Below are 14015 nucleotides of genomic sequence, written 5' to 3' on the forward strand. Positions count from 1 at the left end.
CTCACGGGCCGGGGCGTGACGCCGCCATCCGCTGCGTGTCCACCGATTCCAGCAGGTGCGACCACACGTCGCTCAGGGTGGGGAAGCTGCCGATCGCGTGCCACATGGCGCTGATCGGGGTGGCCGCGCAGATGGCGACCGTCGCCGCGTGGATCAGCTCGGCGATCTCGGTGCCGAGGAAGGTCGCGCCGAGCAGCACGTCCGTGCGGCGGTCGATGACCAGCTTCGTGCGGCCACGATAGTGGTCCCGCAGCACCCGTCCGGCGTCCAGTTGCGACAGGTCCATCTCGACCGTCTCCACGTCGTAGCCCCGGCGGCGCGCCGCGGCCTCGGTGAGGCCGCTGGTGGCGATGACGGGATCCGTGAAGATCACCTGGGCGACGGCGCCGCGGCGGACGAGGTCGGTGTGGCGGTTGAACGGCGCCTCGTCGAGCGGCCGCCCGGCCGCCCGTGCCGCGATGACCTCGCCCGCGATCCGGCCCTGGTACTTCCCGATGTGGGTGAGGTACGACGCGCCGCTGACGTCGCCGACCGCGTACAGCCACGGCATGCCCTCGACGGTCATGTGCTCGTCGACCGGCAGGCCCTCGCCCGGGCCCAGCACCTCGGTGTTCGGCCGGCGCCCGGCGGCCACGAGCACCTCGTCGACCCGCAACGTCGCACCCGAGTCGAGCGTCACCGTCACCGGCCCGCCGTGGATGCGCCCGACGCCGGTGTCGTTGATCGTCGGCCGCTCGATGCGGGTCAGCGTCTGGCCGAACCGCACTTCAACGCCCGACGCGCGCAGGCTGTCCCCGACCGCCGCCCCGGCGAACGGCTCCTGGTCGGTGAGCAGCCGCGTCGACCGCTCCACCAGCGTGATCTGCACCGCGCCGAGCGCGCGCAGCCAGGTCGCGGCCTCACAGGCGACGACACCGCCGCCGAGCACGAGCAGCCGCCGCGGTACCTCGTGCATCGCGGTCACGTCGCGGGAGTACCACGGCCGCGCCTCGCGCAGGCCCGGGACCTCGGGCGTGTGCGGCCGGCTGCCGGCCGCGACGACCACGGCCTGCCGGGCGCGCAGGGTGCGGCCGTCGACGGTGACGGCCTTCTCACCGGTGACACGGCCCCGCCCGCGGACGACGTCGAGGCCCCAGCCGAGGGCCCGTTCGACCTGGCGGCCGTCGTCGAAGTGGTCGACGATCGCGTCGCGGCGGTTCAGCACCCCGTCGACGTCGAGGTGCCGGTCGGCGAGCAGCGGCCGGATCCCGCCGAGGTCCCGGCCGGTGGCGAGCAGGTGGACCGGTGCCAGCAGCGCCTTGCTCGGCACGCACGCCCAGAACGGGCACTCGCCGCCGACCAGTTCCCGCTCGACGATGACCGCGTCGAGGCCGGAGAACCGCGTCGCGTACTGCGCGGCGGTCTCCCCGGCGGGCCCACCGCCGATCACGATCACGTCCCACTCAGACCGGTCCGGGTTCAGTGATCCAGCCATCAGCGCTGGATACCCGTCACCCGATCGTGAAACCCGGGGTCCCGATATCCTCCACCGGTGCGACCGGACCTGTTCGACGTGCCGCCGGTCGTCCCGCGTGCTGAGCAGGGCGTCACGCCTCATGACCACGCAAGGCCGCGAGGTCGAGCCCAACGGCCCTTGCCGACCAGGATGAGGCCGACAATTCGGGCGGAAGGCTCGGAGGTGTCGCCGCCGGGGTGTGAGGGTCGGTGCGCGTTGCGGCGCGATTCGCCGCCGTGCCGCTCGATCTCATGATCATGGGAAAGTTGTGGCTGCCCCGATAGCCACAACTTTCCCATGATCATGGAGTTGCTCGGGCCGGAGCGCGCCGCCGGGTCCAGTGGCGACCGCGAGCGACCAGATGCCACCCGCGCGACTGTGCGTCACCGTCCCGCCCGGCTCCTTGCGGGACCACGGAGACGGTGTGCTGCTCCAGCACCTGTCCGGCGGCTCAGCCCGGGACGACGGACGTCTTGCGGTCGAGCCAGTCGAGGTAGGAGCGGGTGCCGGGGACGATCGGGACGCCGACGACCTCCGGGTCGGGCTCCGGATGGCGGTCGACGATGTAGGCGGTGAGCTGGTCGAAGCGCTCGACCCGGGTCCGGAGCACCAACTGCCACTCCTCGGTCTCGACCAGCGTCCCCTCGTGCCAGGTCATCGACAGCACCGGCCCGATCACCTGCGCCGCGGCGGCGAGCCGGGAGTGGGTCGCCGAACGCGCGAGATACGCCGCGTCCTGCCGGGTCGCGAGTACTGTCGACACCTGCAGATAGTCGGTCATCGCGCGAAACGTCCCTTCTGGAGCACATCAGCCGTCGATATGACCATATATCGATTCGCGCCGAACGTGGGTCAGGTCCCGGCGACCACACCGCCCCAGAGCAGCGCCACGATCACCCCGCCGAGCGCCGCGCGGTAGTAGACGAACGTCGCGATCGAGTGGCTCGCGACGAACTTGAGCAGCCAGGCGATCGAGGCGTACGCGACGACGAAGCTCACGACCAGCCCGACCCCGACCGGCACCCAGCCCACCGTGCTGGCGACCTCATCCGCCCGCTGCACGCCCTCGAGCGCACCGGCCGCGGCGAGCGCCGGGATGCCGAGGAAGAACGACAGGCGCGTGGCGGTGACCCGGTCCAGTTCGCGGAACAGTCCCGCGCTGATCGTCGCGCCGGAGCGCGACACACCCGGTACCAGCGCGACGCACTGCGCCAGCCCGATCAGCAGCGAGTCCTTCCAGGTCACCTGGCCCTCGCCGCGCCGCTGGCGGGCCAGGTGCTCGGCGGTGACCATGACCAGGCTCCACACCACCAGGGCGCCGGCCACGAACCACAGGCTGCGCAGCGCCCCCTCGATGAGGTCCTTGAACAGCAGGCCGATGACCGCGATCGGCAGCGAGCCGACGATGACGTTGACCGCCATCCGCCAGCCGTCCTGCTTGCGCCCCTCGGCACTGGTCACGCCCTTGACGAAACCGGCGACGAACCGGCCGATGTCGGCCCGGAAATAGATGATCGCCGCGACGATCGCGCCGACCTGGATGATCGCGGTGAACGCGGTGACACCCTTGTCGTCGATCGGGATGCCCATGAGCTTCTCGGTGATCGTGAGATGCCCCGTGGAGGAGACGGGCAGGAACTCCGTCACACCCTCGACCACGCCGAGCACGACCGCTTGCCAGATGTCCAAGGAGCCCTCCTCCGATTCGCCGTGGCGAACTTACCGGACATGGCGCACGCTGGTGACATGTCTGCCCTCAGCTTCTCCTCAGGACTGCCGATCCTGCTGGGCATGAGTGGCACCCTCGTCGTCAACGCCGATCAGTTGGCCGCGACCGTCCTCGAGATGGAGGCCGACCGGCGCACCGCCGACCACGACCGCGCCATGGCGGCGGAACGGGCCGCCGTGGAGCTGGGCCGGCCCGACCTGGCGGCCCGCGCCCGGCTGCTCGCCGCCGACGCCCTCTGCCGCCGGGGCGACCTGACCGCGGCCGCGCCGCTGCTGCACGAAGTGCACCGCTGGGCGGTCCGCGAGGGCGAGCGTTTCGTGCTGGCCCGCAGCCACTTCCTGCTGGCGATCCTGCACACCTGCCTGGGCGACAACGCGGAGGCCCGCCGCCACGCGCTGCTCTCCGTCGACCACCTGCCCGACGACGCGCCGCCGCTCCTGCGGGGGAGGCATCTGGTCACCCTGGCGCTCGCCTTCGACTCGGTGTCCCGGGCCGACGCCGCGCCGTACCACGCCGAGGCCCTCGACATCGCCGCCGCGGCCGGCGACCACGAGCTGAGCCGATCGGTGCTCAACAACATGGCCTACGCCGCATACCAGGCCGGCGACGTCGAGGCCGCCGGCGAACTGGCCGAGCGCATGCGCGGCCTCGTCGCCCGGACCGGGGTCGTGCTGCGCCCGTGCGACCTCGACACACTCGCCCGGGTCCTCATGTTGCAGGGGCGGTTCGCCCAGGCTGAGGCGACCCTGCTGCCGTCCGTCGCGCCCGGCGCGGACTGGAGCGCCGCCGACGCCGAGGGCGACATGCTGCCGGAGATGCTGCTGACGCTCGCGGAGGCGCAACGGCTCGGCGGCGCGCTCGACCGTGCCAGTGCCACGATCGACCGCTGTTTCGCGCTGTGCGCGGAGCGCGGGACGGCCGACACCGCCGCCCGGACCCGCCGTGAGCTGGCCCGGCTGCACGCCGCCCACGGCCGCTTCCGGGAGGCGTACGAGGAGCAGTGCCGCTACGACGAGGAGTCGCAGGCGCTGCGCTCGGCGGAGCGCGAGGAGCAGGCTCGGCTCACCCAGTTCGTCTTCGAGAGCCGGGAGGGCCGGCGCGAGTCGGCCCGCTTCCGGGAGATGGCGTTGCGCGACGCGCTCACCGGCATCTACAACCGCCGGTTCGTCGACGCCCAGCTCCCGTCGCTGATCGCCCGTGCGGCGGAGCGCGGCACGCCGCTGTCCGCGGCGCTGGTGGACGTCGACTTCTTCAAACGGGTCAACGACACCCTCTCCCACGAGGTCGGCGACCTGGTGCTGCAACGGATCGCCGCCCTGATGTCCGGCGCGGTGGAGGAGCCCGCGACGGTGGCGCGCCTCGGCGGTGAGGAGTTCGTGGTGGTACTGCCCGAGGTCGCCCACGCCGACGCCGCGTCCTGCTGCGAGGCCATCCGCCTGGCGGTGCAGCGGCACGACTGGCGCGACCTGACCGGCGACCTGCCGGTGACGGTGAGTGTCGGCGTCACGACCACGCTGGACGGCCGCACCACCGCGGCGGCGCTGCTGAGCCAGGCCGACCGCAACCTGTACGCGGCGAAACGGTCCGGCCGCAACCGCGTCATGGCCGACCCCGGCTGAGTCAGAGGGCCTGGACGCCGAGGGGAAGCGGACCGCGTGCCACGTGGTCGAGCAGCGTCGTGCGCATCGCCTGGGCGGCGTGGGGGAGGACCGAGCCGCGTCGCTGGGCCAGGGCGATCGTGCGGTGCACGTCCTGGTCGACGAGTGGGGTCGCGCGCAGGAGCGGTCGGTTCACCAGCGCCATGCTCGGGACCAGGGCCACGCCGAGGCCGGCCTCGACGAAGGCCAGTACCGCATCCATCTCGCCGCCCTCGACGGCGTAAGTGGGCGTGAAACCGGCGCGGCGGCAGGCCTCGAGCGTGGTGTCGCGCAGGTCGTAGCCGGTCCGGAACATGACGAGCGGGGTGTCGCGCAGGTCGGCGAGGGCGAGCCGGTCCGGCAACGGCGCCACCGAGGCCACCACCAGGCTCTCCCGCAGCAGCGGCACGGTCTCCAGCACCGGGTCGGTGCCCCGCGCCGGCTCGACGATCAGCGCGAGGTCGAGCGCGTGCGTGACGAGGTCGGCCACCAGGTCCTGCGATCCGCCCTCGTCCACGTGCAGCTCGATCCGCGGGTGCCGGGCGTGGAACTCACGAAGTACCACCGGAACGAGCGACGTGCAGAGGCTCGGCGTCGCACCCAGGCGCACCCGGCCGCGGCGGAGCCCGACGACCTCCTGGACGGCGTCGCGCGCGGTGTCGGCGTCGGCCACCACCCGGCGCGCCAGCGGGAGCAGGGTCTCGCCCGCGGTGGTGAGGACGACCGTCCCGCGCGACCTGTCGAACAGCGGTGCGCCGAGGGCCGCCTCCAGGGTGTGAATCTGCTTACTCAGCGTCGGCTGGCTCACACCCAGCAGTTCGGCTGCCCGGGTGAAATGTCGTAGTTCGGCCACTGCCACGAAGTATCGGAGTTGGTGCAACTGCACGCTCATAGCGTACGGCTATCGCCACTACGGGTCTCATGCATTGGACGAATAGGACTTTCGGCCCTAGCGTCGGGCTCGTGGCGGTACTCACTGCTCCTTCACGGGCAGTTCCCAGGAAACGTGCCTCGTCGGTGGGGCTGAAGCTGGTCATGGCAGCCAGCGGGCTGCTGCTGGTGCTGTTCCTTTTCGCGCACATGGCGGGCAACCTCAAGATCTTCGTCGGCGCCGCGTCGTTCGACCACTACGCCCACTGGCTGCGCGACATCGGCACACCGCTGCTGCCGCGGACGTGGTACCTGTGGCTACAGCGGGTGGGGCTCACCGCCGCCGTGGTCGCGCACATCGCCTCGGCCGCCGTCCTGGCCCGCCGCGCCCGCGCCGCCCGCCCGGTCCGCTACGCCCATCGGCCCAAGGTCCAGGGCAGCTACGCCGCGCGGACCATGCGCTGGGGCGGCGTCATCATCCTGCTCTTCGTCGTCTTCCACGTCCTCGACCTGACCACCGGCACGCTGAACCCGGTCGGCGACGCGCAGCACCCCCACGCCAACGTCGTCGCCGACTTCGCGCCGTCACGCTGGTACGTCACGCTCTTCTACACGCTCGCGATCGTCGCCGTCGGCTTCCACCTGCGGCACGGCATCTTCAGCGCGCTGCGCACGTTCGGGCAGCAGTCCCCGCGCGGCGAGCACCGCGCCCGCGCGATCGCGCTCGTGCTCTCCGTCGTCCTGGTCGTCGGCTACCTGTCGGTGCCGTTCGCAGTACTCAGCGGGCTGGTGTCATGAAACTCTGGAACGAAGGCGACCCGATCGCCGACAAGGCCGCCCCCGACGGGCCGATCGAGACTCGCTGGGAGCGCCGGCAGTTCGGCGCCAAGCTGGTCAACCCGGCCAACCGCCGCAAGCTGACCGTCATCGTCGTCGGCACCGGCCTCGCCGGCGGTTCCGCCGCGGCCACGCTCGCCGAGGCGGGGTACAAGGTCCGGTCGTACTGCTACCAGGACAGCCCCCGCCGCGCGCACTCGATCGCCGCGCAGGGCGGCATCAACGCCGCGAAGAACTACCGCAACGACGGTGACTCGGTCTACCGGCTGTTCTACGACACGGTGAAGGGCGGCGACTTCCGCGCCCGCGAGTCCAACGTCTACCGGCTCGCGCAGGTCTCGGTGAACATCATCGACCAGTGCGTTGCGCAGGGTGTGCCGTTCGCCCGCGAGTACGGCGGCCTGCTCGACAACCGCTCGTTCGGCGGCACGCAGGTGTCCCGCACGTTCTACGCCCGTGGCCAGACGGGCCAGCAGCTACTCCTCGGCGCCTATCAGGCCATGGAGCGGCAGATCGCCGCCGGCAACATCGAGATGCACGCCCGCCACGAGATGCTGGAGCTCGTCGTCGTCGACGGCCGGGCCCGCGGCGTCGTCGTGCGCGACCTCGTCACCGGCGAGATCACCACCGACTTCGCCGACGCCGTCGTGCTCGCCTCCGGCGGCTACGGCAACGTGTTCTTCCTGTCCACCAACGCCAAGGGCTGCAACGTCACCGCGACCTGGCGGGCACACCGCAAGGGCGCGCTGTTCGCGAACCCCTGCTACACGCAGATCCACCCGACGTGCATCCCCGAGTCCGGCACGCACCAGAGCAAGCTCACGCTGATGAGCGAGTCGCTGCGCAACGACGGGCGGGTCTGGGTGCCCAAGCGCGCCGGCGACGACCGCAAGCCCGCGGACATCGCCGAGGACGAGCGCGACTACTACCTCGAACGCATCTACCCGTCGTTCGGCAATCTCGTACCGCGGGACATCGCCTCCCGCGCCGCGAAGAACGTCTGCGACGAGGGCCGCGGCGTCGGCCCCGGCGGGCTCGGCGTCTACCTCGACTTCGCCGACGCCATCACCCGGCTGGGCCGCCCCGCCGTCGAGGCCAAGTACGGCAACCTCTTCGAGATGTACCAGCGCATCACCGGCGAGGACCCTTACGTCACGCCGATGCGCATCTACCCGGCCGTGCACTACACGATGGGCGGCCTGTGGGTCGACTACGACCTCCAGTCGACGATTCCCGGCCTGTTCGTGATCGGCGAGGCGAACTTCTCCGACCACGGCGCCAATCGGCTCGGCGCGTCCGCGCTGATGCAGGGCCTCGCCGACGGCTACTTCGTGCTGCCGAACACGATCAACGACTACCTGGCCGCGGGCCCGTACCCGGCCGTGGCCGCCGACGACCCGGCGGTCGTGTCGGCGCGCGCCTCGGTCGAGGACCGGATCTCCGCGCTGCTCGCCGTCGACGGGGACCGGACCGTCGACTCGTTCCACCGCGAACTCGGCCACATCATGTGGGAGTACTGCGGTATGGACCGCACCGAGCAGGGCCTCACCAAGGCGATCTCCCTCATCCGCGCGCTGCGTGAGGAGTTCTGGACCCGGGTCAAGGTGCCCGGCACGGGTGAGCAGCTCAACCAGAACCTCGAGCGCGCCGGCCGCGTCGCCGACTTCTTCGAGCTCGCCGAGCTCATGTGCGTCGACGCGCTGCACCGCACCGAGTCGTGCGGCGGGCACTTCCGCGCCGAGAGCCAGACGCCCGACGGCGAGGCGCTGCGCCACGACGACGCGTTCTCCTACGTCGCGGCCTGGGAGTTCACCGGTACCGGCGAGCCGCCCGTCCTGCACAAGGAAGCGCTCGGCTTCGAGTACGTCCACCCGACCCAGCGGAGCTACAAGTAATGGACATCACGCTACGCGTGTGGCGCCAGGCCGGCCCGACCGAGCGGGGCCGGATGGTCACCTATCTCGTTGAGGACATCTCGCCGGACGCCTCGTTCCTGGAGATGCTCGACGTGCTCAACGAGCGGCTCATCCTGGAAGGTGACGAGCCGATCGCGTTCGACCACGACTGCCGCGAGGGCATCTGCGGCATGTGCGGCATGATGATCAACGGTGTGGCGCACGGCCCCGAGCGGGCCACCACCACCTGCCAGTTGCACATGCGGCACTTCAAGGACGGCGACACGATCGAAGTCGAGCCGTGGCGCGCCGCCGCGTTCCCGGTCGTCAGGGACCTCGTCGTCGACCGCAGCGCGTTCGACCGGATCATCCAGGCCGGCGGCTACATCACCGCGCCGACCGGCGCCGCGCCCGACGCTCACGCCACCCCGGTGCCGAAGGCCGACGCCGACGCCGCCTTCGAGGCCGCGACCTGCATCGGCTGCGGCGCCTGCGTCGCGGCCTGCCCGAACGGCTCGGCGATGCTGTTCACCGCGGCGAAGGTCGGCCATCTCGGCCTGCTCCCGCAGGGCCAGCCGGAGCGCGACTCCCGCGTGTCCGGCATGGTCGCCGCCCACGACGAGGCCGGCTTCGGCGGCTGCACCAACACCGGCGAGTGCACCACGGTCTGCCCGAAGGGCATCCCGCTGACGCTGATCGGACGCCTGAACAGTGACTACCGGAAGTCCCGCACCGGGAGGGGTCGCTAGGCTACCGGCCATGCACCTGTCCGAACTGCGCGGCCGCCGGGTCGCCGTCTGGGGTACCGGCCGTGAGGGCAAGGCGGCGGTCGAGGCGATCGCGCCGCACGGGCCCGCGAGCCTCGTCGTCGTGCAGGACAAGGTCACGTTCCTGCAGACCACCTGGGACGAGCGCCACGCCGCGCTCGCCCCGCTCTTCGAGGGTGACGCGGCCTGGAAGGCCCTCGAGGACGTGGAGATCGTGGTCCGCTCGCCGGTCATCGGCGAGTCGCACCCGTGGATGCGGCGACTGCGGGAGCGCGGCGTCACGATCACCGGCGGCACGGCGCTGTGGATGGCCGACCACGCCGACCGGACGATCGGCATCACCGGCAGCAAGGGCAAGAGCACCACGACCAGCCTGATCGGCCACCTGCTCAACGCCACCGGCCGGCCGGCCGTCGTCGGCGGGAACATCGGCGTCGCGGTCCTGAGCCTGCCCGAGGCGCCGCTCTACGTGATCGAGCTGTCGATGTACCAGTCGGCCGACCTCACCGACTCGCCCCGGGTCGTCGCGCTGACGTCGCTGTTCGAGGAGCATCTCGACTGGACCTGCGACGGCCTCCCGGCGCAGTACTACGCCCACAAGCTCAACGCGGCGTCGCACGGCGCGGCCGCGGTCGTCCACAACGCCACCGACCCGACGCTCTCCGCCGAACTGGCCGCGCGTCCGGGCCTGCCGCTGGTGCCGGCCGCCGTTCCGTCCGGCTTCCACGTGTCCGGCGACACGGTCCTCTTCGGGGACGAGCCGCTGTTCCCCCGCGACGCCTTCCCGCTGCGCGGCGCGCACAACGACGGCAACCTGTGCGTGGCGCTCGGTGCCGTCCGGGCGTACGGCGTCGACGTGCTCGCCGAGCGCGCGTCGGTCGAGGCGGCACTGCGCACCTTCACGCCGCTGCCGCACCGGCTCACCCCGATCGCCGACCCGTCCGGCGTCGAGTTCGTCAACGACTCGCTCTCCACCGCGCCGCAGACCGCGATCCACGCCATCGAGGCGTACGCCGGCCGCCCGCTCGCCGTCATCGTCGGTGGCCAGGACCGCGGCATCGACTACACCCCGCTGCGCGACTTCCTCACGACCCGCCGCGTCGAGCTCACCCTCATCGGCGTCCCCGACAGCGGCGAGCACATCCTCGACGTCGTCGGCGAGCTGCCGGGCATCCACCGGGTCGTCGCCGAGGACCTGCCCGCCGCGGTCCGCCTGGCGCGCGGCATCGTCCCGCCCGGCGGCGTGGTCCTGCTGTCGCCGGCCGCGCCGAGCTACGGCCGGTACGACAACTACGAGGCCCGCGCGAAGGCCTTCGTCGAGGCGATCGAGGCCACGGCAGGCGGGTGACCCGGTCACCGGGACGGTTCCGCTGCCGAGCCGGCGGGCGTGAGGTCGCCCGCCGGCCACCGTCCGCTCCACCTGCGCACGCAGGCCGTCACCTGGCATGGTGGAGGCATGTGCAGGAACATCCGGGTGCTGAACAACTTCGAACCGCCGGCGACCGAGGACGAGATCGAGGCCGCCGCGTTGCAGTACGTCCGCAAGGTCAGCGGCATGACCAGGCCGTCCGCCGCGAACCAGGAGGTGTTCGACGCCGCCGTCCAGGCGGTCGCCGCAGCCACCCGCGAGCTGCTCGACGCGCTGGTCACCAACGCGCCGCCGCGCGACCGCGAGGTCGAGGCCGCCAAGGCGAAGGCCCGTGCCGCGGAGCGCTACGGCACGCGGGCGACGCAGGACTGATGCACGGCGCGCGCCCGTCCGGTGGATGCCTTCCGGCTGCCGCGTCAGGCACGATGCGTCTCGATGGGAGTCGTGCGGCGGGTGCGGTCCGGGCTCGACTGGTCGCTGATCACGGTCGACGCCGACCCCGACGGGGTGGTGCGGCGCAACGAGGAGCGCCTTGCCGGCACCGTCGCGTTCATCCGGCTCGCGACCGTGCCGTTCCTCGCTGTACCGCTCGTGGAGTGGCACGATCTGCTGCGCCCGTGGCTCATCGTCGCCGTGCTGGTCGCCGCCGCGGCCGAGGCCGGGTGGTTCTTGCGCCGCGCGCGGCGCCCCGGCGGCATCCGGGGCGACGAGATCCTCGTCTGGGTCGACGTCGCGTTCTGCGTCGCGCTCATGCTGGCCGGCTCTCGGGCCGGCCCGCCGGACGAGCGCAACACCGTGCTGACGGAGCTGGTGCCGGTGAGCCTCGCCAGCCCGGTCGTCCTCGCGTTCGCCGTCGGGCTCCGCCTCCGCGCCGTCGCCGCCATCCTGCTGCTCGCCGGGGCGTGGACCATGGCGGTGCTGCCGGACGTCACACAGAAGCTCGGCTCCGACATCCTCGGCTTCGTCGTGTGGTATCTCGCCGGGCTCGCGGCCGCGACGCTCCTGCGCCGCATGGCGGCCGAGACGGCGGCCGCGGTCGCGCAGGCCAGGCGCGCCGAGCTGCTCGCCGCCGAGCAGACGCACCGGGAGTCGGAGCGGAGGCACCGGGAAGGCGTGCGTCGCTCGCTGCACGACGGCGTGCTGCCGATCTTCGACGGCATCGCCCTCGACGAGCGGCTCGGCGCCGACACCCGCCGCGCCGCGCGCCGGGGCGCGATGCGGGCCCGTGCGCTGCTGCGCGGTACCGGCCCGCCGAACGCCGGTGGTTTCGAGCAGCGGGCGTCCGAGCTGGCCGACACGTTCCTGGACCTCGGCCTGCTGCTGACCCCGCGGCTGTACGTCCACGCCGATCCGCCGGCGGACGTCGCCGACGCGGTCCTCGCCGCCGCGCACGAGGCGCTCGCCAACGCGTTGAAGTACGCCGGCCCCGACGCCGGGGTCGTGCTGTTCGTCGAGTCCACCGCGGAGGGCGGCGAGATCTCCGTCCTGGACACCGGCCTCGGCTTCGACCCGGCCACGACGCCGAAGGGCGGCGGCTACACCGCGTCGCTGCCGGCGGTCGAGGCGGTCGGCGCCACCTGGTCCGTCACGGCGAGCCCGGGCCGCGGCGCGAAGGTGGTGCTGCGATGGCAGTGCCCGTAGTGGTCGTCGACGACCACCGGATGGTCGGCGTGCCCCTGGTGGCCGCGCTGACCCCGGCGCTCGCCGCGCACGGCTTCCGGGTCCTGCCGCTGGCGGTGACGGTGGCCGCGGTCGGCCGTACGACCACATCCGGCGTCGCCGTCTGCGACGTCATCCTCGACGGTGACGCCTCCGGCGCGGCCGCCGTCGAGGCGCTGGCCGACCGGGGCTGGCGCGTCCTGCTGATGTCCGGCGCCGCGCCGGAGGAGCAGGTCCTCGACGCGGTCGCGGCCGGCGCGCGGGGCTACCTGGTGAAGTCCGACGACCCCGGCAGCCTCGTCGCCGCGATCCTGGCCGTGGCGGCGACCGGCCGGCACCTGTCGCCGTCCCTCGCCGCGCTGCTCTACGCCGATTCCGGCCGCCGCCCCGAGCCGCGCCTGTCCGCCGCCGATCAGCGCGTGCTGCGCAGCTTCGTCCAGGGCGAGGACGCCGGAAAGGCTGCCGGGTCCTGCGGGCTGACGGAGCCGGAGGTACGGGCGAGCATCGAGCGCATCTTCCGCGCGGCCGTCGAGCGGCGCCGCCGGCACCAGCTCACCCCGCGGGAACTGGAGGTCATCCGAGCGGTCGCCTGCGAGCACCTGTCGACCGCCGAGGCCGCCCGCCGGCTGTTCATATCGATCGACACGGCCAACACCCACCTGCGGTCGGTCCGCCGCAAGTACCGCCTCGTCCACCCGGACGCGCCGGCGAACCTGCCGCAGCGGACCGCGGCCCAGCTCTGGGCGCGTGAGCTCAACCTCTGTTGACGGATTCACCAGTCTTGGTGAGTGCCTGTGCCTGTGGCCGGTTGCCAGACTGGAGTCGCGCGGTGGTCACGCGGGGGGTGTGACCACCGCGCCCGGCCCGGCTGGGTCGCACTGTTGGTAGAGCCTGCTGTACCTCAAGTGGATAGCTGACTGGATCGTGCTCGGGTCGGCGCGCCCGTAGCGTCGAGGCCGACCGATGAGGCGACGTCCACCGAGGAGCACAGATGCGTCCACACCCGCGGAGCCGACGATGACGACGGCGGTGCGGCAGGCGACCGCGCTGACGATGACCCACGTCAGCAAGGTGCATCCGGGCGGGGTCCGAGCGCTCGACGACGTGTCCCTGGCCGTCCGTCCGGGCGCCTTCCTCGCGGTGATGGGGCCGTCCGGGTCCGGCAAGAGTACGCTGATGCACTGCGCCGCCGGGCTCGACACGCCCACGGCCGGCACCGTGCTCGTCGGCGGCACCGAGATCGGGCGGCTCGACGAGACCCGCCGCACCGAGTTGCGCCGGGAGCGGATCGGGTTCGTCTTCCAGGCGTATAACCTCGTGCCCTCGCTCAGTGTCGAGGACAACATCGCCCTGCCGCTGCGGCTCGCCGGCCGGCGTGCGGACCGGGCCTGGCTGGCGGAGCTCGCCGGGCGGGTCGGACTGTCCGGCCTGCTCGCCCGGCGGCCCGCCGAGCTGTCCGGCGGCCAGCAGCAGCGCGCCGCGATCGCCCGGGCACTCGTCACCCGGCCCGCGGTCGTGTTCGCCGACGAGCCCACCGGCGCCCTCGACCTGCGCACCGCGCACGCCGTGCTCGACCTGCTCCGCGACCTCGTCGACGGGCTCGGTCAGACGGTGCTCATGGTGACCCACGACCCAGCCGTCGCGGCGCGGGCGCACGGCGTGCTCGTCATGGCCGACGGGCGCATCGTCGACACGCTCACCGGGGCGACCGCGGCCGAGCTCGCGCACCGCATCACGACTCTCGAGACGGAGTAGGC

General features: G+C 72.5%; 13 protein-coding genes. 9 read left to right on the forward strand and 4 right to left on the reverse strand.

Annotated features, from left to right (window positions below; all coding sequences use genetic code 11):
- Position 1: 1 nt before the first annotated feature.
- The 3 genes from Drose_RS11935 to Drose_RS11945 all read right to left on the reverse strand — a co-directional run bounded on the left by Drose_RS11935 (position 2) and on the right by Drose_RS11945 (position 3184).
- Entirely contained in the window at positions 2–1474 is a 1473-nt protein-coding gene (locus tag Drose_RS11935) for a dihydrolipoyl dehydrogenase family protein (protein WP_260728238.1), read from the reverse strand.
- Positions 1475–1946: 472 nt separating this feature from the next.
- Positions 1947–2276: a divalent-cation tolerance protein CutA gene (cutA, locus tag Drose_RS11940; RefSeq protein ID WP_260728239.1), complete on the reverse strand. Its 330-nt coding sequence runs from the start codon at positions 2274–2276 to the stop codon at positions 1947–1949.
- Positions 2277–2347: 71 nt separating this feature from the next.
- Complete coding sequence (locus tag Drose_RS11945; protein WP_260728240.1) at positions 2348–3184, reverse strand: undecaprenyl-diphosphate phosphatase; 837 nt, start codon at positions 3182–3184, stop codon at positions 2348–2350.
- Positions 3185–3241: 57 nt separating this feature from the next.
- Here Drose_RS11945 and Drose_RS11950 point away from each other — a divergent pair, with 57 nt between their 5' ends.
- Positions 3242–4843: a GGDEF domain-containing protein gene (locus tag Drose_RS11950; protein ID WP_260728241.1), complete on the forward strand. Its 1602-nt coding sequence runs from the start codon at positions 3242–3244 to the stop codon at positions 4841–4843.
- A gap of 1 nt (position 4844) precedes the next feature.
- Here Drose_RS11950 and Drose_RS11955 read toward each other — a convergent pair whose 3' ends face one another.
- Positions 4845–5753 carry a LysR substrate-binding domain-containing protein gene (locus Drose_RS11955; RefSeq protein ID WP_260728242.1) on the reverse strand — a complete coding sequence of 303 codons (909 nt, stop codon included), beginning with the start codon at positions 5751–5753 and terminating at the stop codon, positions 4845–4847.
- 143 nt (positions 5754–5896) lie between these two features.
- Between Drose_RS11955 and Drose_RS11960 the strand changes: the two genes are divergently transcribed.
- The 8 genes from Drose_RS11960 (at position 5897) to Drose_RS11995 (ending at position 14013) form a co-directional block, all read left to right on the forward strand.
- Positions 5897–6529 (forward strand): succinate dehydrogenase cytochrome b subunit, encoded by a 633-nt coding sequence (locus Drose_RS11960; RefSeq protein WP_260729697.1) that lies wholly within the window; start codon positions 5897–5899, stop codon positions 6527–6529.
- Positions 6526–8463 (forward strand): fumarate reductase/succinate dehydrogenase flavoprotein subunit, encoded by a 1938-nt coding sequence (locus Drose_RS11965; protein ID WP_260728243.1) that lies wholly within the window; start codon positions 6526–6528, stop codon positions 8461–8463. Before Drose_RS11960 ends, Drose_RS11965 begins: the two co-directional genes overlap by 4 nt.
- Positions 8463–9212, forward strand: coding sequence for a succinate dehydrogenase/fumarate reductase iron-sulfur subunit (locus Drose_RS11970; RefSeq protein ID WP_260728244.1), 750 nt, complete (start codon positions 8463–8465; stop codon positions 9210–9212). Before Drose_RS11965 ends, Drose_RS11970 begins: the two co-directional genes overlap by 1 nt.
- 10 nt (positions 9213–9222) lie before the next feature.
- The gene (gene murD, locus Drose_RS11975; RefSeq protein ID WP_260728245.1) at positions 9223–10578 is read left to right on the forward strand and encodes a UDP-N-acetylmuramoyl-L-alanine--D-glutamate ligase; all 1356 of its coding nucleotides are present in this window, start codon (positions 9223–9225) and stop codon (positions 10576–10578) included.
- 108 nt (positions 10579–10686) lie between these two features.
- Positions 10687–10971 (forward strand): DUF2277 domain-containing protein, encoded by a 285-nt coding sequence (locus Drose_RS11980; RefSeq protein WP_260728246.1) that lies wholly within the window; start codon positions 10687–10689, stop codon positions 10969–10971.
- A 63-nt stretch (positions 10972–11034) separates the two neighbouring features.
- Complete coding sequence (locus Drose_RS11985; RefSeq protein WP_260728247.1) at positions 11035–12240, forward strand: hypothetical protein; 1206 nt, start codon at positions 11035–11037, stop codon at positions 12238–12240.
- Positions 12225–13025, forward strand: a complete 801-nt coding sequence (locus Drose_RS11990) for a LuxR C-terminal-related transcriptional regulator (protein ID WP_260728248.1) — start codon at positions 12225–12227, stop codon at positions 13023–13025. The genes Drose_RS11985 and Drose_RS11990 overlap by 16 nt, the downstream gene beginning before the upstream one ends.
- 250 nt (positions 13026–13275) lie before the next feature.
- Positions 13276–14013, forward strand: coding sequence for an ABC transporter ATP-binding protein (locus Drose_RS11995; RefSeq protein ID WP_260728249.1), 738 nt, complete (start codon positions 13276–13278; stop codon positions 14011–14013).
- Positions 14014–14015 lie beyond the last annotated feature (2 nt).

Origin of the sequence: Dactylosporangium roseum (assembly GCF_025264685.1) — a bacterium.
GTDB classification, from domain to species: Bacteria; Actinomycetota; Actinomycetes; order Mycobacteriales; family Micromonosporaceae; genus Dactylosporangium; species Dactylosporangium roseum.

Coding starts and splice junctions, on each gene's coding strand:
- Drose_RS11935 (WP_260728238.1), bottom strand. CDS start 1,474: ATGGCTGGATCACTGAACCCGGACCGGTCTGAGTGGGACGTGATCGTG.
- cutA (WP_260728239.1), bottom strand. CDS start 2,276: ATGACCGACTATCTGCAGGTGTCGACAGTACTCGCGACCCGGCAGGAC.
- Drose_RS11950 (WP_260728241.1), top strand. CDS start 3,242: ATGTCTGCCCTCAGCTTCTCCTCAGGACTGCCGATCCTGCTGGGCATG.
- Drose_RS11955 (WP_260728242.1), bottom strand. CDS start 5,753: ATGAGCGTGCAGTTGCACCAACTCCGATACTTCGTGGCAGTGGCCGAA.
- Drose_RS11960 (WP_260729697.1), top strand. CDS start 5,897: ATGGCAGCCAGCGGGCTGCTGCTGGTGCTGTTCCTTTTCGCGCACATG.
- Drose_RS11965 (WP_260728243.1), top strand. CDS start 6,526: ATGAAACTCTGGAACGAAGGCGACCCGATCGCCGACAAGGCCGCCCCC.
- Drose_RS11970 (WP_260728244.1), top strand. CDS start 8,463: ATGGACATCACGCTACGCGTGTGGCGCCAGGCCGGCCCGACCGAGCGG.
- murD (WP_260728245.1), top strand. CDS start 9,223: ATGCACCTGTCCGAACTGCGCGGCCGCCGGGTCGCCGTCTGGGGTACC.
- Drose_RS11980 (WP_260728246.1), top strand. CDS start 10,687: ATGTGCAGGAACATCCGGGTGCTGAACAACTTCGAACCGCCGGCGACC.
- Drose_RS11985 (WP_260728247.1), top strand. CDS start 11,035: ATGGGAGTCGTGCGGCGGGTGCGGTCCGGGCTCGACTGGTCGCTGATC.
- Drose_RS11990 (WP_260728248.1), top strand. CDS start 12,225: ATGGCAGTGCCCGTAGTGGTCGTCGACGACCACCGGATGGTCGGCGTG.
- Drose_RS11995 (WP_260728249.1), top strand. CDS start 13,276: ATGACGACGGCGGTGCGGCAGGCGACCGCGCTGACGATGACCCACGTC.